21 protein-coding genes and 3 pseudogenes are annotated in these 24,121 nt (G+C 33.2%); 15 read left to right on the top strand and 9 right to left on the bottom strand.

Annotation, left to right across the window (positions count from 1 at the left end; all coding sequences use genetic code 11):
- The 5 genes and pseudogenes from P5P87_RS05480 to P5P87_RS05460 all read left to right on the top strand — a co-directional run bounded on the left by P5P87_RS05480 (nucleotide 1) and on the right by P5P87_RS05460 (nucleotide 5,040).
- Nucleotides 1–1,981, top strand: a pseudogene (locus P5P87_RS05480) (TonB-dependent receptor plug domain-containing protein).
- Between the two features lie 6 nt (nucleotides 1,982–1,987).
- Nucleotides 1,988–2,356 (top strand): hypothetical protein, encoded by a 369-nt coding sequence (locus P5P87_RS05475; protein ID WP_198855866.1) that lies wholly within the window; start codon nucleotides 1,988–1,990, stop codon nucleotides 2,354–2,356.
- 248 nt (nucleotides 2,357–2,604) lie between these two features.
- Complete coding sequence (locus P5P87_RS05470) at nucleotides 2,605–3,399, top strand: MbnP family protein (protein WP_278021836.1); 795 nt, start codon at nucleotides 2,605–2,607, stop codon at nucleotides 3,397–3,399.
- A gap of 201 nt (nucleotides 3,400–3,600) precedes the next feature.
- Nucleotides 3,601–4,617: a cytochrome-c peroxidase gene (locus P5P87_RS05465; RefSeq protein WP_198855864.1), complete on the top strand. Its 1,017-nt coding sequence runs from the start codon at nucleotides 3,601–3,603 to the stop codon at nucleotides 4,615–4,617.
- Between the two features lie 174 nt (nucleotides 4,618–4,791).
- Complete coding sequence (locus tag P5P87_RS05460; protein WP_198855863.1) at nucleotides 4,792–5,040, top strand: hypothetical protein; 249 nt, start codon at nucleotides 4,792–4,794, stop codon at nucleotides 5,038–5,040.
- A 46-nt stretch (nucleotides 5,041–5,086) separates the two neighbouring features.
- On the opposite strand, the gene P5P87_RS05455 is transcribed toward P5P87_RS05460, so the two are convergent.
- The 3 genes and pseudogenes from P5P87_RS05455 to P5P87_RS05445 all read right to left on the bottom strand — a co-directional run bounded on the left by P5P87_RS05455 (nucleotide 5,087) and on the right by P5P87_RS05445 (nucleotide 8,366).
- Complete coding sequence (locus P5P87_RS05455) at nucleotides 5,087–5,290, bottom strand: hypothetical protein (RefSeq protein ID WP_278021835.1); 204 nt, start codon at nucleotides 5,288–5,290, stop codon at nucleotides 5,087–5,089.
- Nucleotides 5,291–5,481: 191 nt separating this feature from the next.
- Nucleotides 5,482–6,897, bottom strand: a pseudogene (locus P5P87_RS05450) (FAD-dependent oxidoreductase).
- Nucleotides 6,898–6,983: 86 nt separating this feature from the next.
- Nucleotides 6,984–8,366, bottom strand: a complete 1,383-nt coding sequence (locus tag P5P87_RS05445; RefSeq protein WP_278021834.1) for a hypothetical protein — start codon at nucleotides 8,364–8,366, stop codon at nucleotides 6,984–6,986.
- A gap of 164 nt (nucleotides 8,367–8,530) precedes the next feature.
- On the opposite strand from P5P87_RS05445, the gene P5P87_RS05440 reads away from it, so the two are divergent.
- The 7 genes from P5P87_RS05440 to P5P87_RS05410 all read left to right on the top strand — a co-directional run bounded on the left by P5P87_RS05440 (nucleotide 8,531) and on the right by P5P87_RS05410 (nucleotide 15,449).
- On the top strand, nucleotides 8,531–8,812 hold the full coding sequence (locus tag P5P87_RS05440) for a hypothetical protein (RefSeq protein WP_278021833.1): 282 nt from the start codon (nucleotides 8,531–8,533) through the stop codon (nucleotides 8,810–8,812).
- 448 nt (nucleotides 8,813–9,260) lie between these two features.
- Nucleotides 9,261–9,551: a hypothetical protein gene (locus tag P5P87_RS05435; RefSeq protein WP_278021832.1), complete on the top strand. Its 291-nt coding sequence runs from the start codon at nucleotides 9,261–9,263 to the stop codon at nucleotides 9,549–9,551.
- Nucleotides 9,552–9,719: 168 nt separating this feature from the next.
- Entirely contained in the window at nucleotides 9,720–10,163 is a 444-nt protein-coding gene (locus P5P87_RS05430; protein WP_095929165.1) for a hypothetical protein, read from the top strand.
- Nucleotides 10,164–10,818: 655 nt separating this feature from the next.
- Entirely contained in the window at nucleotides 10,819–14,010 is a 3,192-nt protein-coding gene (locus tag P5P87_RS05425; protein ID WP_278021831.1) for a SusC/RagA family TonB-linked outer membrane protein, read from the top strand.
- Between the two features lie 12 nt (nucleotides 14,011–14,022).
- A complete protein-coding gene (locus P5P87_RS05420) occupies nucleotides 14,023–14,235 on the top strand; it encodes a hypothetical protein (RefSeq protein ID WP_278021830.1) in 213 nt (70 codons plus the stop codon).
- Nucleotides 14,216–14,791, top strand: coding sequence for a SusD/RagB family nutrient-binding outer membrane lipoprotein (locus tag P5P87_RS05415; RefSeq protein WP_278021829.1), 576 nt, complete (start codon nucleotides 14,216–14,218; stop codon nucleotides 14,789–14,791). The genes P5P87_RS05420 and P5P87_RS05415 overlap by 20 nt, the downstream gene beginning before the upstream one ends.
- Nucleotides 14,742–15,449 (top strand): SusD/RagB family nutrient-binding outer membrane lipoprotein, encoded by a 708-nt coding sequence (locus P5P87_RS05410; protein ID WP_278021828.1) that lies wholly within the window; start codon nucleotides 14,742–14,744, stop codon nucleotides 15,447–15,449. The genes P5P87_RS05415 and P5P87_RS05410 overlap by 50 nt, the downstream gene beginning before the upstream one ends.
- 211 nt (nucleotides 15,450–15,660) lie before the next feature.
- Here the strand turns inward: P5P87_RS05410 and P5P87_RS05405 are convergent.
- The 3 genes and pseudogenes from P5P87_RS05405 to P5P87_RS05395 form a co-directional block, all read right to left on the bottom strand.
- Nucleotides 15,661–16,366, bottom strand: a pseudogene (locus P5P87_RS05405) (siderophore-interacting protein).
- Between the two features lie 107 nt (nucleotides 16,367–16,473).
- Nucleotides 16,474–17,685 carry an MFS transporter gene (locus P5P87_RS05400; RefSeq protein WP_278021827.1) on the bottom strand — a complete coding sequence of 404 codons (1,212 nt, stop codon included), beginning with the start codon at nucleotides 17,683–17,685 and terminating at the stop codon, nucleotides 16,474–16,476.
- Nucleotides 17,686–17,742: 57 nt separating this feature from the next.
- A complete protein-coding gene (locus P5P87_RS05395) occupies nucleotides 17,743–18,576 on the bottom strand; it encodes a helix-turn-helix domain-containing protein (RefSeq protein WP_278021826.1) in 834 nt (277 codons plus the stop codon).
- A gap of 145 nt (nucleotides 18,577–18,721) precedes the next feature.
- Here P5P87_RS05395 and P5P87_RS05390 point away from each other — a divergent pair, with 145 nt between their 5' ends.
- Nucleotides 18,722–19,174 carry a YybH family protein gene (locus tag P5P87_RS05390; RefSeq protein ID WP_278021825.1) on the top strand — a complete coding sequence of 151 codons (453 nt, stop codon included), beginning with the start codon at nucleotides 18,722–18,724 and terminating at the stop codon, nucleotides 19,172–19,174.
- Here P5P87_RS05390 and P5P87_RS05385 read toward each other — a convergent pair.
- Nucleotides 19,171–19,989 carry a helix-turn-helix transcriptional regulator gene (locus tag P5P87_RS05385; protein ID WP_278021824.1) on the bottom strand — a complete coding sequence of 273 codons (819 nt, stop codon included), beginning with the start codon at nucleotides 19,987–19,989 and terminating at the stop codon, nucleotides 19,171–19,173. The genes P5P87_RS05390 and P5P87_RS05385 overlap by 4 nt on opposite strands.
- Nucleotides 19,990–20,159: 170 nt before the next feature.
- On the opposite strand from P5P87_RS05385, the gene P5P87_RS05380 reads away from it, so the two are divergent.
- Nucleotides 20,160–21,092 carry an NAD-dependent epimerase/dehydratase family protein gene (locus P5P87_RS05380; protein ID WP_198855851.1) on the top strand — a complete coding sequence of 311 codons (933 nt, stop codon included), beginning with the start codon at nucleotides 20,160–20,162 and terminating at the stop codon, nucleotides 21,090–21,092.
- Between the two features lie 30 nt (nucleotides 21,093–21,122).
- A complete protein-coding gene (locus P5P87_RS05375; protein WP_198856192.1) occupies nucleotides 21,123–21,953 on the top strand; it encodes an SIR2 family NAD-dependent protein deacylase in 831 nt (276 codons plus the stop codon).
- Between the two features lie 154 nt (nucleotides 21,954–22,107).
- Here the strand turns inward: P5P87_RS05375 and P5P87_RS05370 are convergent, their stop codons facing one another.
- On the bottom strand, nucleotides 22,108–23,007 hold the full coding sequence (locus P5P87_RS05370; RefSeq protein WP_198855850.1) for a helix-turn-helix domain-containing protein: 900 nt from the start codon (nucleotides 23,005–23,007) through the stop codon (nucleotides 22,108–22,110).
- 17 nt (nucleotides 23,008–23,024) lie between these two features.
- A complete protein-coding gene (locus P5P87_RS05365; RefSeq protein WP_198855849.1) occupies nucleotides 23,025–24,023 on the bottom strand; it encodes an aldo/keto reductase in 999 nt (332 codons plus the stop codon).
- Between the last annotated feature and the right edge of the window lie 98 nt (nucleotides 24,024–24,121).

Here is a 24,121-nt window from a genome sequence, read left to right as displayed (position 1 = left end):
ATGAAATATATTATAATGTCGCTTTTCTTGGGATTTTCAGTTACAGCTCAAAATCAGCATGCACATCACGATAGCATAAAAAACTTAGAAGAAGTAACCGTAAAAAATGCGACGAAAAAGAAGATTGAAACAGAAATGAAAATGGCGGTTTCTGTTGATGAATTTTTGTCTTCATCAGACAATATCAGTTTCATAAAACGTGGAGCTTATGCTTGGGAACCTTTATTGAATAATATGAGTACAGAACGTTCGACAGTTACAATTGACGGAATGCACGTTTTTGGCGCTTGCACTGATAAAATGGATCCAATTACGTCTTATGTAGAAAGTAATAATCTTGCCGCAGTAGATATTAAATCGGGTCAAGAAGGAAGTTTGCACGGAGCAACTGTTGCCGGAAGCATCGATTTAAAAAGAAAAAGTACGCCGTTTGGACTTCAAAAGAAATGGAACGGAGCGTATCAAACTGGATTTGAGTTTAATAATAAGCAGTTTTTTAATTTAGGGAATATCGCTTATTCGGGAACTAAGTTTGTTGCAGATGGAAGCATTTCGTACCGTACAGCAGATAATTATCATGACGGGAACAATGACGAAGTAAAGCATTCACAATACAATAAATTCAATACTTCGTTAGGTTTGGCTTACAAAACCAGCGATTTGTCATCGGTTAGATTAGACGCGATTTTTGATGTGGCAAAAAATGTTGGTTATCCTGCTTTGCCAATGGATTTGTGGCTTTCTCGCGCTCTTATTACCTCTGCTTCTTATAAACAATTGTTTGAAGAAGGTTTGGTTAGAGTAGTAGATACAAAAGTATATTTTAATGCAATTGAGCATTATATGGACGATACAACTCGACCAGAAAATTTAGTTCATATGGACATGCCAGGTTGGAGCACAACTTACGGATTGGTTTCTAAAGCTAATTTAAAAAAGAATGATTACTCTTCTGAAATTCAGCTGAATGCTTATGATAATTTGTCTATTGCAGAAATGAGAATGTATCCGCAAGATCGAAGCGAAAGAACGATGTTTGCTTACAGCTGGCCTTGGGTTACGACTCGTTATGCTGGACTTTCTATGAATAATTCTTGGGATATTTCAGAAAAAAGTCAAGTGCATTTAGGTGGTTCTTTAGGAGTGAATTACAATTATTCTAAATACATAGAATTCAATTGGATTTTTCATCCTGGAGCTCCTCAGGAAAAAACGAGATTTCTGCCAAGTCTTAATGCCGCTTACAACTTAAATATTGATCAATTTAATTTTTCTGTCGGAACTGGTTACGGTCATAGAGCGCCTTCTGTTTCTGAGGGTTATGGCTATTATATCTATAATAGTTTTGACCGTTACGATTACATTGGAGATCCGAATTTGAAAAATGAAATTTCGTATGAAGGAAATGCAAGCGCAGGTTTTAAAACAGAAAAATTGAGCATTCAAGGAAAAATAAACTATTTCTATATTCAGAACTACATTATTGGTAAAATCTTAAGCATGGGAAGTCCGATGAATTATCAATCTGTTGGTGTAAAAGGATATACATCATTAGATTATGCAACGCTTTTGAATATGTCTGCTAATGTGAGCTACGATATTTTGGAACATTTGCATTGGAAAGGAACGTTGACTTACGCTCGCGGAATGGATAATAAAGGAGGAAATTTACCATTTATACGTCCGTTAAGCTATTTGACTTCGCTTAATTATATGTATAAAAATTTCGGAATTCAGACTTCTGTTAATGGCGATTTTGAGCAAATTAATTACAGTCCAGAATATGGAGAAGATTTAACGGTCTGCTTATGCAATTTGGAATATTTCTGCTAATTATTCTTTTAAAATCAACAAAGTGCAAAGCACAATACAAGTTGGAGCTGAGAATTTATTAAATGCATATTACAGTACGTATGCCGATTGGGGTAATATTCCAAGAATGGGACGCAATTTTTTCACGTCTTTAAAATTGAATTTCTAAGAAAAAATGAAAAAAGTTTTTAGTATCACAATGACAATTCTGTTCCTGCTGGTTTCTTTCCAGCAGGCGCTTATCGTTGTGCACTTCAAACTGAATCAAAATGCGATTGAAAAAGAATTTTGTGTTAACAAAGCCAAGCCAGAATTGCAATGCCATGGTAAATGCCATTTGAAGAAAGAGCTTCAGGAAACGGAAAAAAATTCTGATTTGGAATTGAGAAGCATTAGCAAAAAGATTGATATTGCTTTAAACACAAATATACAGTTTCAGGTTTCGCTAATAAAAATTATAACATCCAAGAAAGTGCCAATTTATAAAGAATTGGATCTGCTAGAACCTTGCCTTGAAATTTTTGTACCGCCGCCTATTTTATAATCTTCCTTTTGATTAATAAAATAGCCATTTGGTTAAATTGAACTTTAACGCATAGTTTGCTATGTGAATTTAAATTAGCAAAACGTCTTTTTTTAGTTTAGAAAACTATGTTTCTATGTGTTGGAATAGTGTAACTCAATGGTTTAAAGACAGTACAAAAATTAAAATCATAAAAATGCAAAATTTTAAAAAATACCTTTTATTATCAGCAGCCGCTTTGGCTTTTGTTTCATGTTCAAATGATGACGATGCACCAGCAAGCAAACAATTTAACATTCGAATTCAACAATACGTTTAAAGACAAAACAATTGTTTTAGGAGATGCAACTTCTGCGTCAGCAACAACAAATACTTCGGCGGCAGGACAAGTTCATCATTTTTCTGAAGTGAAATATGTGATTAGCAATATTCGTCTAATAAAAGATGACGGAAGCGAAGTGCCTTACAACGTAAATGATTTAGATAAAGGTGCAACAGTTATAGATCAGGCAAAAACGGCTTCATTAAGCTATGTTTTGAGCAATGTGCCATCTGCTTCATACAAACAGATTAAATTTGGTTTGGGTATTAAAACAGAGCAAAATACTCTAGACCAAACAAGATTCCCTAAATTTTACGCGGCGGCTGGAGCCAATGATACAGCAATGATGTGGGAATGGGGAACAGGATATCGTTTTACAAAAGTAGAAGGTTTTTATGATACTGATAATAAAGCGATGTCAATTCACACAGGAAGCACTGTTGCTGGAACTGAAGGCGCTTATACACAAGGTGTAAATGCTTATAGAGATATTACGCTAAGTCTTAATGTAAATGCAGTTGTAGGTAAAAATGCTCCAAAAATCAAAATTAAGGCTGATTTCGACAAATTATTGAGCGGAAAAATCAATACCATTACTTTATCTACAGGGACAGGAATGGGCGATAATGCTACTCCAAATGTTCATACTGCAGCGCAAATGGTAAAATTTGTGGATAATCTAGGGGGAAACGGTACAAACGATATTTCAGGAATGTTTTCTGTAACTAGTGTAGAAAACTAAGTTAACTCTTTGGTAGAAATCTTATTTAATCTGCTTAAATCTTTTAAAATCTGCGTGAAATACTTTTTAAGTATAGATTTTTTCACGCAGATTTAAAGAGGATTGAGGGAGATCTAGGCAGATTAAATCGAATCTATTGATTAAAAAAAATTCAGAGCCGTCTGAAATTAAAAAGACGGCTTTATTTTAAAAATCATTAAAATGAAAAAAATAATCGGCTTCATCATAATCGTAATCTTTTTCACTTCTTGTAGCAGTAGTGATTCTGATGAGACTTATTTTGATAATCCTGAACTTTCATTGCATATTCCCACAGATTTTCCAGAAGTAAATAGCTATGTGAGTTTAAATAAACCTACAAAATATGGTGCTGAGTTGGGCGAAAAACTTTTCTCTGACAAAAGATTTAGTAAGGACAATACAATTTCTTGCTCAAGTTGTCATATTCAAGCAAATGCCTTTGCCGATCATAATGCGCAAGCTATTGGAATTGAGGGAAGAGTAGGGCTTAGAAATGCGCCACCGCTTCAGAATTTAATGTTTCTAAAGTTCTTTAATTGGGATGGAAGCCGACTGCAATTAGAAACACAGCCTTTGGTTCCGATTATTACCCATGAAGAAATGGATTCTTCGATTTTGGAAGTTATCGGAAAAATTAAAGATGATGCTTCTTATAAAGAGATGTTTAAAAAAACATTTGGAGATCAGGAAATTACAGCAGACAGAATTTACAAAAGTATTGCTCAGTTTGAGTATACTTTGATTTCTGCCAATAGCAAATATGATAAAGTAAAACGAAAAGAAAGTCAGTTTACAGAAAACGAAGCGGCGGGATATGCAACATTTCAGCAAAAATGCGCAAGTTGCCATAGCACCGAATTGTTTACAGACCAAAGTTTTAGAAATATTGGATTTCCGTTAAACACCGATTCTAATGAAGCAGGAAGAGGAAGAGTTACTGGAATTGCAACTGATTTTATGAGTTTCAGAGTTCCGTCTCTACGAAATGTAGAATATACTGCACCTTATGGAAGTTTTGGTCAGTTTGCAACCTTAAAATCGGTTTTGGATTATTTTGATAACGGAGTTTTGAATGCAGCCAATTTGGATCCTATTTTTAAAAATAATGGCAATAGAATTCCGCTTACAGAAGTAGAAAAAGAGAACCTTATTGCGTTTATGAAAACCTTGAGCGACAGAGAATTTACAGGAAATTAATGTGAAAAGACTTGATTTTACTGGTGTTTCGAGTTTCTTTTTAAGAAAAGGAAAAAATGTTTATAATATGTTGATAAATAATGCGTTGCGGACTGTGTTAAAATCTTATTTCGATAGATTAAATGTTTTAAATTTATAACTGAATGATAGTTAATTATTTAAAAATTTTTGAATATGGAAAGAGCTATAAAACTACAGGTTCGCAAAGAACTTGACGGAAAACAAGAAGTAAATATAATTAAGCTAAAAGGTAGTTTAATAACCAAAGGTTACACCGAAATTATTCATATTAGCGACAAGGACGACGAATTCTATATTAATTCATTTGCTACTAAAACAGAGGCAAATAAAGAAGTAAGAGAATTTATTCTAGATTTTATAAACAAAGAAAATTTAAGCAATACAATTAGTGTTCTAGCATAATTAAGATAGAATACTAGGTTGTAATGCCCATAAAGCAATAATAAGTTTAAATTGCATTTGTAAAACTTGTATTTTGATCCAGATAAAGATGTTGATCTTTTAAAATATCATCTGGTTTCTCGTCCCAATCTCCCCAATCTCCTACATAAGTTTTACGAAATATTAATTCGTTATTATCACCATCACAAACCAAAGTTCGGTCTGTACAGGTCTCATTGTTTGGACTGAAATTTATTTGTGTATTTTTCATGGCGTGATTATTTAATTGTTTGTAAATGAGATTATAAAATTAAAAAGATCAAGTCAAACTTAGTTATAAAATAATATTAAATTATTGTTTAATTTGCATCTATATGACTGAAAAATAACTTTTTACAAAAAAATGCTAAACAAACCTGTTTAGCATTTTTTATTTACTCTTTCTTCTAAAATCTTTCTTCTTTATTTCCTTTTTTTAGGATATCTTCCTCGAGGTTCATCACCTTCTCGGAGTATAATTTCAGAATGCAAGAACTGTGCAAGCATCAGCAGAACCTTTTACTTTGGCAGCACTGCGTTCTAGCATTTCTGCTTCAAAATCGTTTAAGATATTTTTTCTTAGACCAGTTTCTCTCCAATTAGATTTTGCATTACAGCCTCTATATATTTTTCTAGCCAATTTTAAAGCATCCAACAAAGCTTGGTTTGCACCTTGACCTTTAAACGGACTCATTGGGTGCGCTGCATCGCCAATTAAAGTTATATTTTGATTCTTTTCTAATAATTCCGATCGAAGCAATTCGCGATCATAAACAGGATATCCAGAAATTAAACTTTCTTGTGTAGCTTCTAAAATTTGCGGAATAGGAGTGTGCCATTGTGTTCTGCGACAAGCTTCTTCTTTAAGTGCTTTCGGACCTTTTGCGCTTAGTTCTTTAGCTTCTTCTTCAGACATCGGGAAACTCAATTGCCACATTACAGAATCTCCCGTGTAAGGCATAACATAAATTCGTTCATTTCCATTTGCAGTCTGAAAAACGGTTGCAGAATCTAATAATTGGCTCGAAATATCTTTGAGAGAACTTAAAGGACAAATTCCTAATATTACAATGCAATCCAAATAACGAAGCGGGGTTATGTCTTCGCCAATTGTTAGTTTTCTCACAATGCTTCTAATGCCATCTGCACCAACGACAAGATCAGCTTTTACGTTTTTTTCATCTCGGTTTACTTGAAATTTAAGTTCTACACCATCAATATTAGCTTTAAAATCTAACAATTGATGTCCCCATTGCACCGCATTATTTCCTCCAAGCTGTTCTAAAAGAGCTTGGCGCAACGATTGCCGTGCAATATGCATATTGGTACGTGTAGCAGACGGTTTAATTTCAGTTTCAATCCATTTTCTGGTTCCCCATTCGCCCAATATTTTTCCTTCTGTATTATGAACAATATGTTTTGTAGAAATTATACCGTTTAAAGAAGTAATCCCTAAACCCTTCATGGCTTTACTGGCTTGTTGTAATGTAAGTCCGTAGCCTTGAGATCGTGCATCAAAATGAGTATCTCTTTCGTAAATTGAAAAAGGAATTCCGCGATGTAAACATGCCACGGCCAAAGCGACACCGCCAATGCCAGCACCAATTATAGCAACGTGAGGTTTTGTCAAATCAGGTTCTAGATATTTTTCGGACTGAATTAATCCTGATCCTGAGCAATTTGTGCACAAATGCAGATGTGCTTTAGGGCGTATTGGAGCAACTTTAGTTTGCGAACTTTCAAATGCAGCCAATTCTGTTTTATAACGTCTTTGAGCTTTTTTACTAAGTCCGCGATTTATTTTGCCTTGTCCCGGCATTCCTGACATATCGTCCACATAATTTTTATTGTAATTATAATGAAGCAAAATTAGCATTATTTTTCAGAAGCTATTTTAAGATAATATGGAGGCGTAGAAGAGTTAATTAAATTGATTTTCTAAGTACAGTAGTTTCAAAATTTAAATCTTTAATAAAATCAACAACATCATCTGGTTTTTCTAGAATTAAATTACAATCTACATCTTCGACTAAAAAGAAAAATCGAAACTCTGAATGTATCGTTTTTAGTGCCGTATTTAATAATTTTATGAAAGGTTTTACTTCCAACCAGTTTGTTTCGGTTTCAAAATAAATAGAAAAAACTTGTTCTTCGACAACAAAATTTAAAGTATAGCCATAAGAACCCTGACTATATCTTGGATCTCCAAACAATTCAGCATTTTGATAGAATCTTCCTTTTATATTTTTTTTGAACAATAATTTTGCAATATAAGTATTAAAGAAAAGTTCGTAATTTAAAGGATAAGATGCAATTGAGGTATCAAATAAGGAAGTGTTTAGTTTAGTTTTGACTAAAATTTCACCATTATAAGTGGTTTCAGCCAAATATTGATCAAAATTGCTGATTGATAATGATTTTAAAAATGGGCTATAAAGATGTTTGTTCCAGTTAATGTCATTCTTTATAAATCCAGGATCATTACTAATATCTTCAGGAGTAAGTTGGTATTGATTTAGCATAATAGTAAAGAACTTATTCTTGTCAGTATAGAACAAAAACTTTTTGAGACAATAATGATTGTCTAAATGACTTGACGCGAAGTATGAAAATGCTAATTCTGTTATTTCAGCTTGAAATGCCATATTATTTAATGCTAAATAAGCAAACGGATTAGTTTCTTCAAAAAATGATTCATCATTTATAGATTCAATTTTGCCCTCAAAATATTCGTTTACAAATAATTTTAGTAGAATAAAAGAATCTTCTTTAAAACCTAAATCAAAAAGAACGATCGGGATTGAAGTTTCATAGAAATATTTTTTGCCATTGTTTCTGTTTTTTAAGTACTTCTGAATTTCTTCGTAACAATTCTCAAGTTTGTTTTTTAAAGTAAATTCAAAAAAATCAAAAGAGAATTTTTCGGGAGTGTTTTGCAAATGATTGATGTAACGCTTTAATTTTGATTCTTCTTCTAAAAATAAAAAATCAAATTGTTTTAAAAACGGAATTAAATGTTCATCGTTTTGAAGTTCTTTTTCAATAAAATCAATTTTTTCATCTTCTTTAATTGATTGCGAGCCTATAAAATTTTCGTAAAATGAATAATTATAGCCTATTTCATTTTCGAAAAAAAAATCAGATATATTCTTATTTATGCTAATATTTTGATATTCTTTATCGTTTGCAGTTAAATTATCTATTTGAGTTGTATAAAATAGATTAGAGTATTTTGAGGCAGTCGATTCTGAATTTTTATTTTGTTGTTTCTCGCTATTATGTTTTTTGAAGAAATTCAGAAAGTTCATGGACTGTTTGTTTTGAGTTATTAGAAGTAAAAATAAATATTTTATCCAGAAGCAAGGATTTGTCTCCACAATAAAAGGTTTATTTTATAATTTTTAAAAATGATTATATAAGTCAAACTATTGTATTTGAGGTAATTTTAAAAATCATTTAAAAACGAAAAATTATGGAAAAGAATAATCAAACCCAGAAAAACCCGAATCCTAAACAACAGGGTGGAGGAGATCATCGAAATGACACGAGAAAACATCAATATAAAGAACATGACGAAGTTTTGACAAATGATGAAAATTATGATGTCGACACTAAAAAGTTTAAAGGTCAAGAACCTGAACTGGATGATAAGTTGAATAACGAAGAAAAAAATAAAGTAAAACGTCTCAAGTTAATTTTGAGGCGTTTTTTATTTGCTTTTTATTGTTTTACAGCGAATTTTTTTAATAGATAAAAGTGAAGATACAAACAAATTGATTGGTTTTTTATAGATTTGTATAAATCTAATACAGTTTCTTCAATAATAATTGAAGAATAATATATAATACAAGGCATGAAATCGTTTACTTCAGTTTTTTTACTTTTAATGTTTGTTTGTTCAAGTTCCTACTCGCAATTGAGTTCTGATAAAATATTTGAAAGTTTTAAGCAAGGAGAACGCACAAATTGTTCGTCTATAGCATTTATTAAAGCTTCTTTAAATGTATACGGCTTAGATAATCTTTTTGAAAGTGAAAAATTGAACAATGATTCTTATCGTATTACATTAAAAAATAATGCAACTTTTAATTTAGATAGCAGCTGAAGTCACAAAAGCTAGAAAATCGGCAGGTTTTGTTTATATTAAAGATAATTGCGATAGCGAAAAAATACGTGATTATGCTGTTCTGACATATGCTGTAATGGCAAAATACATGCAAATTATTGATAAAGAACCTACTTTTGAGAAAGCTTTAGAAGAATTAGAAGAAGGTACTGTATATACTCCAACCATCTATAAATATTTAGGATTCAAATTAGGCAAGCAAATTCAGAAATTAAAAAGACAATCTGGAAGCGAGTACTGCGGTGTTGTTGCATGGTCAAAAGCGCATGCTGTTTTTGTCTGCGAAGATTTTATGGATTACTACGGAAATAAAAAAAGTATTTGGATAAAATATCCGGACGTTTTAGAATTATTAAGACGTAAATAGAAAGAATTTTTGGCACTAAAAATCCTTTAATTCTATAGTTTTGGTGTACTATTTTACTTATTCAGATTAAAAGATTATTATAATTTTGGCAAAAACAACCTCCAAAAGTTGGATTTTAAGTTAATTTATATATTTTTGTTTTTATTCAAGAACCAAATCTATAAGAAAATGAAGAGTAAAATTATTTTATTATGTGCACTTTTCTTCTTGACAACTGCTGCTGTCTCTGCACAGGCAAAAAATGCACCAAGAAGTATCATTAGTACAACAGCTTTAATTCGCAAATACCATGATCAAAAAGAATTAAGTGGTATGCAAAAAGGAGAGCTTTTAGAATTGTACATTGAACGTATTAAAGTTTTAGTAAAAACGCTTCCTTACATTGCTTTGGTTACAAAACCAGGTGTTACAATGGCAGATTTAGGTATTCCTGATACAGCTGATAATAAAAAAATATTAGATGGACAGGCGTTAGGAACAACAAGTTTCTTAGATACTACAGTAGAGTTTCAAAGAAAAATGATGCCTTACTCTGATAAAGGAAATCTTATTGCCGCAATTTTATTCTACGAAACTACATTGAAATCTCTACACGAGTTCAACGAGCTATAATAAATTAGAAATAAAAAATAGAAACTCCAAGGTCTTATGATCTTGGAGTTTTTTTTGGTTTAAACTTTACTAAGCTAGACTTAAAAAAGGTAAAAACTGCTTTTAAATTTTTATGCTTTTAGTACAATTCTTATAAAATCTTAAAAATAGCTATTTTTAATAACTATTTTGTTATTAAGTGTTTATGTTGTGTTTTTAAAAGTAGTTAACATTTTTTTTGCAAAAAGTTTAATTAAAATTTGGGAACTAATATTTTTAACATACTTTTGTTCTATCAAATTAGTAGAGTTTAAAAAATAAGTTAAAAGCCAGAGATTAGAACCACAATATTTCATTCTGAAAAAAGCAAACGCATTAGGCCGTTTTTATCTTGATGCATTCTAAGGTTAAAATTCCTCTTTTTTTAATTCATTATAAATTTTAAGAAACATGATCCCAAATAGGGGTTAAAAATTTTATAGGCCAATTTAAAATAATAGTAATCCAAAAAAAGTAAAAATGAAAAAACGAATGTGTCTGCAGATAAAAGAAAAAACCATTTCTGTTGCAAAGAGAAATGGTAGAAGCTTAAAAGAAATTTGTCATCTCTAAAAGGAAAGCTAGAATAGCATAAAGCTGTCTTTGCTCGCCTTATTTATTAAACTAAAACAAAGTAATGAAAAAAAAATTAGAAAGATATACTTGGCTATGTATTTTGTTGATTTCCATCGGGGTTACAGCTCAAGAGACAAAGCCGCTAATCCAGTCTAAACTGGAAGGGACAGTAGTAGATGCTGTTACAAAAGAGCCAATTATTGGAGCTTCGGTAACGATTCAAGGCACTACGCATGGTGTTATTACAGATACAGATGGAAAGTTCTATTTTCAAACTGGACAAAAATTTCCTTATGTGCTTTTAATTAGTTATTTAGGATATAAAAAGCAAGAAGTTGTAGTAAACAAAAACGATATTACAATTGATTTAGCCGAAGAGCAAAATGCTTTATCTGAAGTAGTGGTTACTGCTCTTGGAATTTCGAAAGAAAAGAAATCATTAGGATATACTACTCAAGCAGTAAAAGGAAAAGAACTGGCAACAACAAAAGAAACCAACTTCTTGAACGCACTTTCTGGTAAAGTTGCTGGTGTACGTATTACAAACTCGCAAGGAGATATGGGATCTTCTCGTATTATTATTCGTGGAGAAACTTCTATTGCAGGAAATAACCAACCGCTTTTTGTGGTAGATGGAGTTCCTGTAGATAACTCGCAATTGAATTTTGGTGGAGCTACTCGTGATTTCAGAAATGCAATTGCCGATTTGAATCCGCAGGATATTGAAACGTTGACTGTTTTGAAAGGGCCAAACGCTGCTGCTCTTTACGGATCACGTGCTGCACATGGTGTTGTGCTTATTACAACAAAATCTGGTAAAGGACAAAAAGGAGGTTATGGAGTTACTTTTAATACCGGTATAACAGTTTCTCAAGTAGCTACTTTACCTTCTTTTCAGAATAGTTTCGGACAGGGTTCTAATGGAAAATTTAGTTACGTTGACGGTAAAGGAGGAGGAGTTAATGATGGTGTTGACGAAAGTTGGGGACCAAGATTGGATGGACGTCTTATTCCGCAATTTTATTCTAAAGGAGAAGCTGTTCCTTTTGTTGCACATCCAAATAACGTGAAAGATTTCTTTAATACAGGACTTACTTATGACAATAGTGTTTCTATTGCAAAAGCTAACGAGAAATCAGATTTCCGTTTAGGTGTAAATAACCAAAAACAACTTGGAACTGTACCGAACACTGAAATAAACAAAACAAACTTTTCTGTTAATACCAATTATCAGATTTCTGAAAACGTAAAAGTGGGTGTTAATGCAAATTATATCGTAACAGATGCCCCACAATTGCCAGGTGGTCCTACAGGAGGACGTGCTGCGGGTGTAATGTTGCAATTTTTATGGTTCGGGCGTCAGGTTGATATTAATGAATTGAATAAAGATTGGACACAAAACTGGAATAATAGCTATTATAGTAATCCGTATTGGAATGCGTATTACAATACAACAAGCCAACAACGTAATCGTTTAATTGGAGATATCCATTTAGACGCGAAATTGGCAGAAGGATTAAATTTCAGATTCCGTACGGGAGTTGATTATTATAACGACCGCAGAAAATACACGATCAAATACGGTACAAATGGTACTCCTTTCGGATCGTATGCAGAAGATGCTTACACAGTAAATGAGCAAAATACTGAAGGTATATTTCAATATACAAAACAGCTTAACGACGATTTTACTGTAGATGCACTTGCTGGATTTAACATTCGTAACCATAGCGATGCCAATAACTATCAGAAAGCACCACGTTTAGCAGTTCCAGATTTGTATACTTTAACAAACTCTAGAGATCCGTTAACATCATCAAATTCATTATCTAAATTGAGAGTTTACAGTGCTTACGCTTCGGCTCAGTTTGGTTTTAGAAACTATGCTTTCTTAAACGTTACAGCACGTAACGATTGGTCATCTACATTACCAAGCAGCAACCGTTCTTATTTCTATCCGTCTATTAACGGAAGTGTGGTTTTAACAGATGCATTAAATATTAAAAGCAATACACTCGATTTCTTAAAGCTTCGCGGAGGATGGTCTGAAGTAGGTAACGATGCAGATCCGTATCAATTGGCTACGGTTTACAATTTCCAAACCGCATTTGACGGAAATCCGATTCAAACGTCGTCTCAAAGAAAACTAAATGAAAATTTGAAACCTGAAACAACTCGTTCTACTGAAGTAGGTCTTGAAGCTTCTTTCTGGAAAAACAGACTTCATTTTGATGTAGCTTATTACAACACAAATAGTTTTGATCAGATTTTAGAAATAAAAACTACAGCTGCTAGCGGTTATACTTCGCAGTTAATCAATGCAGGAAAAATTAATAACCAAGGTATTGAAATACAGTTGGATGGAAATCCTATTCAAACTGAAAACTTTAAGTGGAATGTGGCTTTAAATTATTCTAAAAACAAAAGTAAAGTTGAAATTTTAGATTATGCAGGAGACATTAAAAACTATACAATTGGTTCTTCTGGAGGTGTAGATGTATTGGCATCTGTAGGGCAAGCTTACGGAGCACTTTATGGTACAGCTTACGAGCGTGATGCAAGCGGAAATATTGTAGTAGGAGCAAATGGTCTTCCAAAAGCAGATCCGACAAAAAGAGTTTTAGGACATTATACTCCAGATTACTTAGCAGGTCTTACGAATACTTTGACTTACAAAAATCTTGAACTTTCATTCCTTATTGATGCAAGTGTTGGTGGTGAGCTTTTCTCTGGAACTAATAGAACAGGAAACTATACAGGAGTTTTAGCGCAGACTCTTCCAGGACGTGGTGCTGAAAACGGTGGTTTAAGCTATTATTATCCAGGAGACAATACTGCTAATCCGAAAACTTTAGTAACGGGCGGTGCCGCTCCAAGTGGTGTAACAGTTTATGATGATGGAATGATTTTCGGAGGTGTATTTGCTGACGGAACACCTAATAATAAAGTGATTAGCGCTCAGGAATATTATAAGGCATCATACAACATTAGCGAGGCGTACATCTACAGTTCGACTTTCGTAAAAATGAGAGAGATAAAGCTTTCTTATAATTTTAATAAAAAGCTAGTTAAAAAACTTGGATTAGAAGGAGCAAGCCTTACTGCTGCTGGACGTAACTTATTCTTTATTTACAAAGATGCGCCAAATATTGATCCTGAAACAGCTTTCAACACTGGAAATGCACAAGGATTGGAAAGTTTAGCTTTGCCAACAACTAGAAATTTCAGTTTAAATCTTAACGTTAAATTTTAAAAACTCGGAATCATGCTAAAAAAACTATCATATACAATACTGTTTGCATTGACACTGAGCTCTTGCAGTGATACTTTGGACGATATTAATAAAAATCCAAATGCAACTGAAACGCCGCTTGCTCCATATCTTTTGACAGGTACACTAAAACAAGGTGCCGATTTGTATTGGGGAGATGCAAACAATTTTAACTCTACTTTGCTGTTTGTGCAAGCATTGGGCTAAAATTCAATATACAGAACCAGATCGTTACGATGTTTCAAATACTTCTTTCACAGCATTATGGGATAAGGGATATTCGACTCTAATTACAGATTTGAATACGATTTTAAAATTTCCAGATGCTCAGGCAAATTCAAATTATAAAGGAATTGCATTAACATTACGTTCTTGGACCTTTTTATTGCTGACAGATGCTTACGGAAATATTCCGTACAAAGAAGCTGGTCAGAAAGTAACACCTGCATACAATACACAAAAAGAAGTATATACTGGTTTGCTTGAAGATTTAAAACAAGCGCAATCTTTGTTAAATCCAGCAAATGGTTCGGTTACTGGTGATTTGGCTTATAAAGGTGATATTTTGAAATGGAAAAAACTGGTAAACTCGCTTCGTTTGCGTATTGCTTTGAGAATTTCGGACAAAGAACCTGTTTTAGCTAAACAAGCGACAATTGATGCGACAAGCGATGCAGGCGGATTAATTAGCGACAATTCTGAAACATTTCAATTTGTTTATACAAGCTCACCGCAGACAAAATCCAGCTTCGGCTTGGTTTGAAACTAGAGATGATTTCCGTATTTCAAAAACTATGGTAGATCAATTATACGCATTATCAGATCCTCGTTTGCCTGTTTTTGCTCAATTGCCTTCTGATGCAAGCGTTGGAAAATATGTTGGCGGTGCTAACGGATTGTCAAATAGTGATGCTAATAGTCAAGGTTTTGCTAAAACATCAAAACCAGGAACTTATTTCTTAACATCGGCTTCTCCTGCTGTAATTGCTTCTTACTCAGAAACATTATTTAATCTTGCAGAAGCTGCAGCCCGCGGGTATATTTCTGGAGATGCAGAACAGTATTATAAAAATGCTATTACAGCATCTTTGAATCAGTTTGGAATTACAAATGCGGCAACTATTTCAACTTATCTTGATCAGGCAAGTGTGAAATACGATGCATCAAATTATGCAAAATCGATTGGGACGCAAAAATGGATTGCTTTCTTCGGACAAGGTCTTGATGCTTTTACAGAGTGGAGAAGACTAGACTACCCTGTATTAACAGCTGGTCCTGCAACTGTTTTGGACGGAAAATTACCTTCGCGTCTTTTTTATCCCGGAACAGAACAATCTCTTAACGGAGTAAGTTATCAAGCAGCTGTTGCAGATCAAGGAAAAGATTTATTGACAACCAAATTATGGTTTGATGCGAAATAAATTTTGCAAATAATATTCCGTAGGAATATCTGGTTGGTAGAAAAAAAAGAATCGTTATGCATTATGTCCCGTAGAGACGCCTGCTTTGAGGAAACAATAGGCTTAACGTCTAATCAAACGTAAATTCATAATTCGGATTTAATTTTACCGAAGAAACATTCCTACGAAATGAAAAAGCCCTGTATCAAAATTTGATTCGGGGCTTTTTGTATTATTCCATTCGCTGTTTTTGTCTTTCGTGGTTTGATTCTTCTTCAGAACTTCCGCGTTTCCAATATGAAACTGCATTATACCGATCACGTTCCAACTGGAGCTCTTCTTTCATGTGTTTTCGTATTTTCTTGATTGTTTCAAATTCTGCCTGCAAACACATAATGTGGTTTTTCTTCAGCTAATAAAACAATGAATTCTTCAGCAAGTGCACTTCCGTTTAATGGTGAAGAATTATAGATCCATTTTACATTGAGATGGGCTTTGGTATTCAGAACAAACGTATCTCTATAAGAATTCACTTCGAGCAAAAGCACAACATTTGAAGTTGAAGGCAAAGTTTCTAAAATAGCTGAAATAACTGGAATTGCAGTACTATCTCCAACCATAAAATAATTTTCAGCATAAGGAACAAGCGGTTTTTGGCTTTCTTTCATTGCAATTCCAAGAAAATCTCCCGATTTAGCATTTTCTGCCCATTTAGAAGCTGGACCGTTATCGCCATGCGCTACAAAATCAATTTTTAGAGTTTTATTAATCAAATCAATATTTCGTGTGGTGTAGGTTCGTCTAGTTGCAAAAAAATCTGAGTCCCAAATTGATTCATCATAATTAGTGTTGTACGTCTGATTTTCAGAAGGAATGTAAATTTTATTATTGCTTCCAGAACGCATATTCTGAAATAGGTCTACTTGTTTGTCAGACATTTTAAAAGTTACTCTGATGTAATGTGGAGTAAGAAACGCCTTTTCTTTTACCACAAAAATAGATCGCGCAATATTTCGTAAAGGTTTATCCATTAGTATTTAATGTTTTAGTTAACAATTGCTTGAATTTCTTTTCGTTGCGATTGAAGAAGGCTTGCTATGGCAATAACACAGCTGAATGCTCCAAAAAAGTAGATGGACTGATAGCTGAGCCATCCTGCAATTAAACCAGCGGTTGGTCCTGCAATTCCTAATGAAAGATCAAAAAAAGCGGCATAAGCTCCTAAAGCTGTTCCTCTCATTTGCGGTGTTATTTTTTGTATAGCCAATACACCTAAAGAAGGAAAAACAAGCGAAAACCCAATACCGGTGAGAGTGCATCCTAAAATAGCCGTCCAGCTGTTAGTAGATAAACCTATGCATAACTGACCTGACATCTCAATCAAAATAGAAATCATAGCAACTTTAAACCCGCCAAAACGATCGGGATAAGAAGAGAAAAAGACACGGGTTAAAATATAAGAACCTCCAAAAAACAGAAATCCAAGAGAAGCTCCATTCCAGTTTTTTTGGCTGAATAATAAAGCGATAAACGATGCAATACAGGCAAAAGCAATAGAAGAGAAGGCTAATGCAATTCCTTGCGGAAATACTTTTCCGATTACTTTATAAAAAGGAGTTCTTAAATGTCCATTGTGTACAGGAACTATTGGTAATGTTTTGGAAAATGTCCAACTTATAAAAGCCAGAACTAGAATTGAAGAGAAAGCCCATAAAGTTCCAAATTGGACAATCCATAGGCTAAAAGGCGCGCCAATTGCAATTCCGGCATACATAGCAATTCCGTTCCATGTCATTACTTTACCAGAATTTTGTTGCCCTAAAAGACCAATTCCCCAAGTGAGCATTCCTGTAACCAGAAAACTTTCTGCTATTCCGTGAACGATTCTGGACAATAGCAATAGAGAAAGCGATAATAAAGGAACTGAAACCGCAGAGCACGCGAACATATATAAAACACCAGCTAATAAAACCAGTAAAATGCCTCGTGTTGTACTGCTTTTTGAACCCAAAACATCAGTTGTTTTTCCTGCATAAGCACGCGTTAAGAGTGTTGCTAATGCTTGAATACCAATAACTAAACCAACGGCAAGATTGTCAAAACCTAATTCTTGTTTTATGAATTTTGGAAGTATACCCAGAGAAATGCCAATTGTGGTATAAATCGCCAAAACCGTTATAACAATAGGAATTAAAAGTTTGCTATTCGATTCAGGGTTTAATTTGGGAGTACTGTTTGTAGTTGTACTTTCTGTCATAATTTTACTTTGTATATTAATAATTTTACAAAGGCAAAATTATGCCTGCGCTAAGTTTTAATGGTTGTCTATAGCAGGGGCATTGTTGGACAAATCATGGTTTTTTAATCTGAATTCAGATGCAGTCATTCCGATATTCTTTTTCATAAAACGCGAAAAATAGGCATGATCGTCATAACCTAATTCAAAAGCAATTTGTTTTATATCCAATTCTGTATAATATAATAAGCGCTTGGCTTCCAGAGCAATTGTTTGCTGTATCCAATAACTTGAAGTGAAACCAGTAACTTGCTTAACAATTTCGTTTAGATACAAAGGTGTAATGTTTAACAAACTAGCATAATCTTTAACCTGTTTGTGTTCTTTATATCGTTCTTGCAAAAGCTGTTTAAATGTATTAACTGTCTGGTACTTTTGTCCGCCAATAAGTTCTTTGGCTGTATCTTCTTGTATAAGTGCTCCGATAAAAAAGCCTAAAAAAGCATCAGTCAATGAATATTCGGTTTGATCTTGAAAGAATTCGCTTTTTTGTTTTAGAAGATTTTTAAGTATCGGAATAATAGAAAAAATCAAACTATCTGATGTTAAATGAATTCCCTGTTTGCTGTTTAAATGCGTATTTAAGATCTGAGTATATTTCTCAGAAATTAAAAGCGAATCCATAAAAATATACCATCCTTGACAATTGTCCTGATTGAGGTAAGAATGAACTTGTCCTGGCGCTATGTAATAAGCGGAACAGTTTGACATTGTAATTTGTTTGAAATCTAGTTCCAATTCAAAAATGCCTTGACTCAGTACAATAAACATATAATGATCATCACGATGAGGCGCATGTGCTTTCTCTGAAAAAGCACCAATTGGAATAACATCTATTCCAATAGTTTTCATTTCATCTCGATGTATTTCAATATGATTCGGTTCATTATTTAGATTGAATTGTATTCAAAGGTAAAACGAATTAGAAAAAGTTGTTCGTTATTTTACAATTTTTGCCTTATCTGAATAATTTCCTTTGTAAAAAAATATATAAACCATGAAAACAAAAATTATTTTAAGCACACTCTTGATGCTTACTTTTTGGTGTAATGCCCAAACGACAGATTCAGCTTTAAAAGAAGTACAAAAAATTATTGAAGCGAGTAACAAAACGTTCTCCGATTTTACCAATAAGAATGACGGTTCTATTGTTGCTAGATATACAGATGATGCTTGTTTGTTTCCGCCAAATGGAGAACCAAAATGTGGAGCAAAGCAAATTGACTCCTTTTTTAGAGGCGGACCTCAAGTGCATGTTATATTCACAATTCAGAATCTTTATGGAGATCCAAAAACAGCTGTTACAGAAGAAAGTTTTTATGAAATGACCGATATGAATGGCAAAAAACTAGACGACGGAAAAGTAATTGTAATCTGGAAGAAAACCAAAGAAGGCTGGAAAATGCATCGCGATATGTTTAGCGACAATCATCCTGCAAAACAAGGTTAAAAACCAATGTTGACAGCCTGCTGTAAATCAGTATCGTTTTTAAGCGACGAGTTTCTGGATGCAGATGGCGTAATGCCAGTAAACTTCCTAAATTCTTTTATAAAATGAGCTTGGTCATAATAGCCATTATCGTAGGCTATAGTAGTTAATGATTCTGTCGTATTGAGCACCAAATCCAAGCTTTTATTAAATCGGATTACTGATGTAAAAGCAGCTGGACTAATACCAATATTAGCGAGATAAAGTTTTTGGATATACCTTTCTGATAATCCTGAATTTCGGGCAAGGAAAGGTAAATCCAATTGCTGGTGATTTCGAAATAACCCTTGACTCAAATGCTGTACTATGGAAACCTTTTTTAATCGGGTTTCATTTTTCTTTAATTTTTGAAGAAAATACGTTTCTAAAACATTGATTTTAGACAAAAGATCATCAGTTTCCATAATCTTATCATACAAATCTCTATTCTCTCCCAAAGCCACATCGTACATATCGGTGGCATAATTCGTAAATTCTGATAGCGGATCAGAAAAAAATAATGCACTGGCATGCGGATATATTCTTGCAATGAGTACCGAAGTGCCTTTTGCTACAGAAAGACGCGTTGGAAGCGTTAGATGCCCCAATAATTCTATGGCAGGAGTATCTTTCTGTTTGCCGTTGATAATGGTTGCGGCAAATCCTCCAGAAATATTTATAATCAAATCGACATATCCGCTTGGATAAAATACTTCATTGTCGAGATCTTTTTCAATTGTAACAACAGTATAGTTCTTTATAAACGGCGCTAAACTGGCGGACGGTAAAATCTGCATATCGTTTTTTGTTGTAATTTAGGAAGTAAATTAACTGATTCTTAGCAAGTTCTAAATTAGCAATAAAATTCAATATAAATGAGTTAAAGCTGTAGAGATGTTGTTATAAATTTCTATAATTTAGAAATAAGTATCAGAGGGAATTCAAGCAATTAAAAAAGCGAATCAATATGCAGACAATATTAGGAGCCAATGGACAGATTGGAGAAGAATTGGCAAGAGAACTGAAAAGAAATTATACTTCAGATATACGAATTGTAAGCCGTAAAGCGAAAAAAGTAAATGATACAGATATGGTTTTTTCGGCAGATTTGACTATTAAAGAAAAAGCAATAGAAGCTGTAAAAGGAAGTGAAATAGCCTATTTTACTTTAGGACTTCCGATGGATACTGATTTGTGGGAAAAGCAATTTCTATTGATAATGAGAAATGTTATTGAAGCCTGTAAAATCAATAAAGCCAAATTGGTATTTTTTGATAATACTTATATGTATCCGCAAGATAGTAGGGTACTTACAGAAGAAACTGCTTTTGAACCCATTGGAAGAAAAGGTGAAATTAGAAAAGAAATGGCTGAAATGGTTTTAAACGAAATAAAATCGGGTAAATTAGAAGCAGTAATCTGTCGTGCTCCCGAATTTTATGGTCCTGCAAAAACACAAAGCATTACAAATACTTTAATTTTTAATGCGATTAAGGAAAATAAAAAGCTAAAAGTGCCTTTAAGCGATACAAAAAAACGAAGTTTAATTTGGACACCAGACGCAAGTCGTGCCACAGCTTTAATAGGGAATACTCCAGATGCTTTTAATGAGACTTGGCATTTGCCTGTAGACGAAAGCCATCTTAACTATAAAGAATTCATTGCGTTGGCTTCTAAAATTTATGGCAAAGAATTAAAGTATAAAGTTATTCCGAAGTTTGTATTTTCAATAGGAGCGCTTTTTAGTAAAAGAGCAAAAGAATTGCAGGAATTGCTTCCAAGATACGAACACGCCAATGTTTTTGATGATTCAAAATTTAGAAAACGTTTCCCAGATTTCGTTGTAACAAGCTATAGAAACGGAATTGAAGAAATAAAAAAAGAGCAATTGTCTAAATAAAATTACATTTGTTTGACGTATGAAGAAATTATGAAAGAACAGCTTACCGAAATCATAAAACAGGTTTATAACAAAAAGAATAGAAATCTTTTCACATTTTTGACTGGCGCAGGAATTTCTGCTGAAAGCGGTATTCCGACTTATAGAGGTATAGATGGAATTTGGGTAAAAGGTACAAAGTTTCATAAACCAGAAGAGTTTGGAACGTTTGCCTATTTTAAAGAAAATCCAGAAGAGGTTTGGCAATATTCATTGTTTAGAAAGAAAATGTTTGAAAGTGCTCAGACAAATAATAGCCATCACAAAATAGCCGCAATTGAAAAACTTTTACAAGATAGGTTTCACTTGATTACTCAAAATATAGATAATCTTCATAGACGTTCTGGTGTAGAAAGGATATTCGAAATACATGGCAATAACAGAGAAATTAAATGCTCGAATGGATGCAAAGAAATACACCATTTGCCAATAGAAATTGAGGGCAAAGACATAGATGAAGATTTAAACCAAAAAGATATTGAATTACTGAAATGCAAAGAATGTGGGAGTTGGATGAGACCCAATATTTTATGGTTTGATGAATATTATGATGAAAAGACAAATAAGAAATTTAGTTCCTTAAAGGTAGCAAAAAACTCAGGAATTCTTTTTATTGTTGGTACATCTGGAGCAACTAATTTGCCAATGGCGATTGCAGAAACAACATTAAAATACGGAGGAACAATAGTTGATATTAATACAGAAGATAATTTGTTTACAAAATTGCTTAAAGACAAGAAAAATAAAATTACTATTCGTGCAACCTCAACAGAAGCTTTAAAAACAATACATGAGATATTGCATAATGTTGTTCAAGAGTAAAAGAAATAAAAACCTCGAATTAAAAGAAATTTACAACGTTTATTATGAAGGTGTTGTTTCTACTTAGCAAAAAAAACACTTCTTTTATAGAATTTATTTTGATTAAGAAAGAGCTGTCAATTATTGGACAGCTCTTTCTTTTTATTATAGAATTTTAATTGTTTCGAATCTTTTCCCGAAATTCTAAAGGAGCCATTTGTGTTCGTTTTTTAAAAAACGTACTGAATGACTGCGGATGTTCGAAACCGAGATTGTAGGCAATTTCACTGACAGATAATTCACTAACAGACAGTTTCTCTTTAGCTTTATTAACGAGCTTTTCATAAATATGCTCTTTTGTATTTCTTCCTGTATGTATTTTCAAGAAATCGCTAAGATAGTTTGGAGAAAGACTGAGTGCTTCGGCGATTAGACCAACGCTTAAAAGACCTTTTTCCGTTGAGTCATCATTATAATACTCATTAATAAACCTTTCGAATTTTGTAAGCAGAGCATGACTGCTGTTTTTTCGGGTTATAAACTGTCTTTCGTAAAAACGGCTCGAATAGTTTAAAAGCAAATCAATTTGTGACAGAATAATATCTTGTGTATGATGATCAATATGTTGGCATTCTTTGTCAATTCTATCTAAAATATCAATCAGATAATTTTCTTCTTGTTCAGATAAATGCAGTGCTTCATTGACGGCATACGAGAAAAATCCAAAATCAAATATTTTCTGTGCTAAAGGATGTTTTAAAATAAAATCTTCATGAAATATAAGAAGAGAGCCTTCTCCACATTCCATTGTATGAAAATCCAAATACTGAACTTGGTTAGGTGCCGTAAAACTTAATACGCCTTTATCATAGTCATAATGTCCTTGCCCGTATCTGATTTTTCCTTTTGCATTTCTTTTTAAAGCAACACAATAGAATTTATTCGTAAATCCTTTCCAGATTTCATCATCAAGAAAAACACTTTGAGATAAATTGATAACACTAACCATTGGATGTTTAGGTTCTGGAAGAGAAAGTAAACGGTGAAAAGCAGATACAGATACTATAGTATTCATAACAAAGGTTTTTTAGTTTAGTCAAGAAGTCCCATACTGAACTCATCATACGGAGCCCCAGTATCTGTTCCCAAAGGTACAATACTTTCTAATTTTAAAAGATCGTTTCGGCTCAATTCTATAGCAGTAGAGCCAATATTTTGTTCAAGATACTTTCTGCGTTTAGTTCCAGGAATAGGTACAATTCCTTTACTGATAATCCATGCTAAAGCCAGTTGAGATGAATTGACATTTTTTTCTTCAGCCATTTTTTCAACCGCTTTTACCAATTCAATATTTTTATGGAAATAGTTTTCCTGAAAACGAGGAATAGCTCTGCGGAAATCATTTTCAGGAAGATCATCAATAGAACGAATCTGCCCAGATAAAAACCCGCGCCCCAAAGGCGAATAAGCTACAAAACCTATTTCTAATTCTTCTAATGTTTTTAAGATTCCTCTTTCTTCTACGGTTCTTTCAAATAAAGAATACTCACTTTGCACAGCTGTTATGGGATGAACTTGATGTGCTTTTTTAATGGTTTCAGAAGATACTTCAGATAGTCCAATATATTTTACCTTACCTTCTTTAACAAGATCACTCATCGTGTCGACAGTTTCTTCTATAGGAGTGTTTTTGTCTAAACGATGCATGTAATACAAATCGATATAATCTGTATTTAGATTTTTAAGTGAACGTTCTACTGCCTTTTTGATATACTTTTTGCTTCCGTTTATGGCCCAAGTTACTTTTCCGCTATCATCTATTTCCCAGCCAAATTTTGTAGCTATTATATATTTATCACGTTCTTTTCCGATCGCTTTAGCTATAAGCTGTTCGTTTTTTAAAGGACCATACAAATCTGCTGTATCCAAAAAATTACCACCCAATTCAAGCGAACGATGAATCGTTTGAATCGCTTCTTTTTCGTCTGCAAGACCGTACATATTTCCTTCTTCAAAACCTGTCATTCCCATACACCCCAAACCAATTGGCGGAATAACTAATCCTTGATTTCCTAATTTAATCTGTTTCATCTTTTATAATTTTAGTTGCATACAAATTTCGAGAAAGACTGAAGACATATAGGTTTGCTAATTACGGAAGATTGTATTTAAATTACTTATGATTAGAT

The organism is Flavobacterium ginsengisoli, from assembly GCF_029625315.1.
Lineage (GTDB): Bacteria > Bacteroidota > Bacteroidia > Flavobacteriales > Flavobacteriaceae > Flavobacterium > Flavobacterium ginsengisoli.
The sequence above is the reverse complement of the archived record's forward strand: the minus strand, read 5'-3'. Positions and strand labels throughout refer to the sequence as shown.

Coding starts and splice junctions, on each gene's coding strand:
- P5P87_RS05430 (WP_095929165.1), top strand. CDS start 9,720: ATGAAGAGTAAAATTATTTTATTATGTGCACTTTTCTTCTTGACAACT.
- P5P87_RS05440 (WP_278021833.1), top strand. CDS start 8,531: ATGGAAAAGAATAATCAAACCCAGAAAAACCCGAATCCTAAACAACAG.
- P5P87_RS05400 (WP_278021827.1), bottom strand. CDS start 17,685: ATGACAGAAAGTACAACTACAAACAGTACTCCCAAATTAAACCCTGAA.
- P5P87_RS05460 (WP_198855863.1), top strand. CDS start 4,792: ATGGAAAGAGCTATAAAACTACAGGTTCGCAAAGAACTTGACGGAAAA.
- P5P87_RS05395 (WP_278021826.1), bottom strand. CDS start 18,576: ATGAAAACTATTGGAATAGATGTTATTCCAATTGGTGCTTTTTCAGAG.
- P5P87_RS05425 (WP_278021831.1), top strand. CDS start 10,819: ATGAAAAAAAAATTAGAAAGATATACTTGGCTATGTATTTTGTTGATT.
- P5P87_RS05365 (WP_198855849.1), bottom strand. CDS start 24,023: ATGAAACAGATTAAATTAGGAAATCAAGGATTAGTTATTCCGCCAATT.
- P5P87_RS05420 (WP_278021830.1), top strand. CDS start 14,023: ATGCTAAAAAAACTATCATATACAATACTGTTTGCATTGACACTGAGC.
- P5P87_RS05435 (WP_278021832.1), top strand. CDS start 9,261: ATGGCAAAATACATGCAAATTATTGATAAAGAACCTACTTTTGAGAAA.
- P5P87_RS05455 (WP_278021835.1), bottom strand. CDS start 5,290: ATGAAAAATACACAAATAAATTTCAGTCCAAACAATGAGACCTGTACA.
- P5P87_RS05375 (WP_198856192.1), top strand. CDS start 21,123: ATGAAAGAACAGCTTACCGAAATCATAAAACAGGTTTATAACAAAAAG.
- P5P87_RS05390 (WP_278021825.1), top strand. CDS start 18,722: ATGAAAACAAAAATTATTTTAAGCACACTCTTGATGCTTACTTTTTGG.
- P5P87_RS05385 (WP_278021824.1), bottom strand. CDS start 19,989: ATGCAGATTTTACCGTCCGCCAGTTTAGCGCCGTTTATAAAGAACTAT.
- P5P87_RS05445 (WP_278021834.1), bottom strand. CDS start 8,366: ATGAACTTTCTGAATTTCTTCAAAAAACATAATAGCGAGAAACAACAA.
- P5P87_RS05470 (WP_278021836.1), top strand. CDS start 2,605: ATGCACCAGCAAGCAAACAATTTAACATTCGAATTCAACAATACGTTT.
- P5P87_RS05370 (WP_198855850.1), bottom strand. CDS start 23,007: ATGAATACTATAGTATCTGTATCTGCTTTTCACCGTTTACTTTCTCTT.
- P5P87_RS05475 (WP_198855866.1), top strand. CDS start 1,988: ATGAAAAAAGTTTTTAGTATCACAATGACAATTCTGTTCCTGCTGGTT.
- P5P87_RS05465 (WP_198855864.1), top strand. CDS start 3,601: ATGAAAAAAATAATCGGCTTCATCATAATCGTAATCTTTTTCACTTCT.
- P5P87_RS05380 (WP_198855851.1), top strand. CDS start 20,160: ATGCAGACAATATTAGGAGCCAATGGACAGATTGGAGAAGAATTGGCA.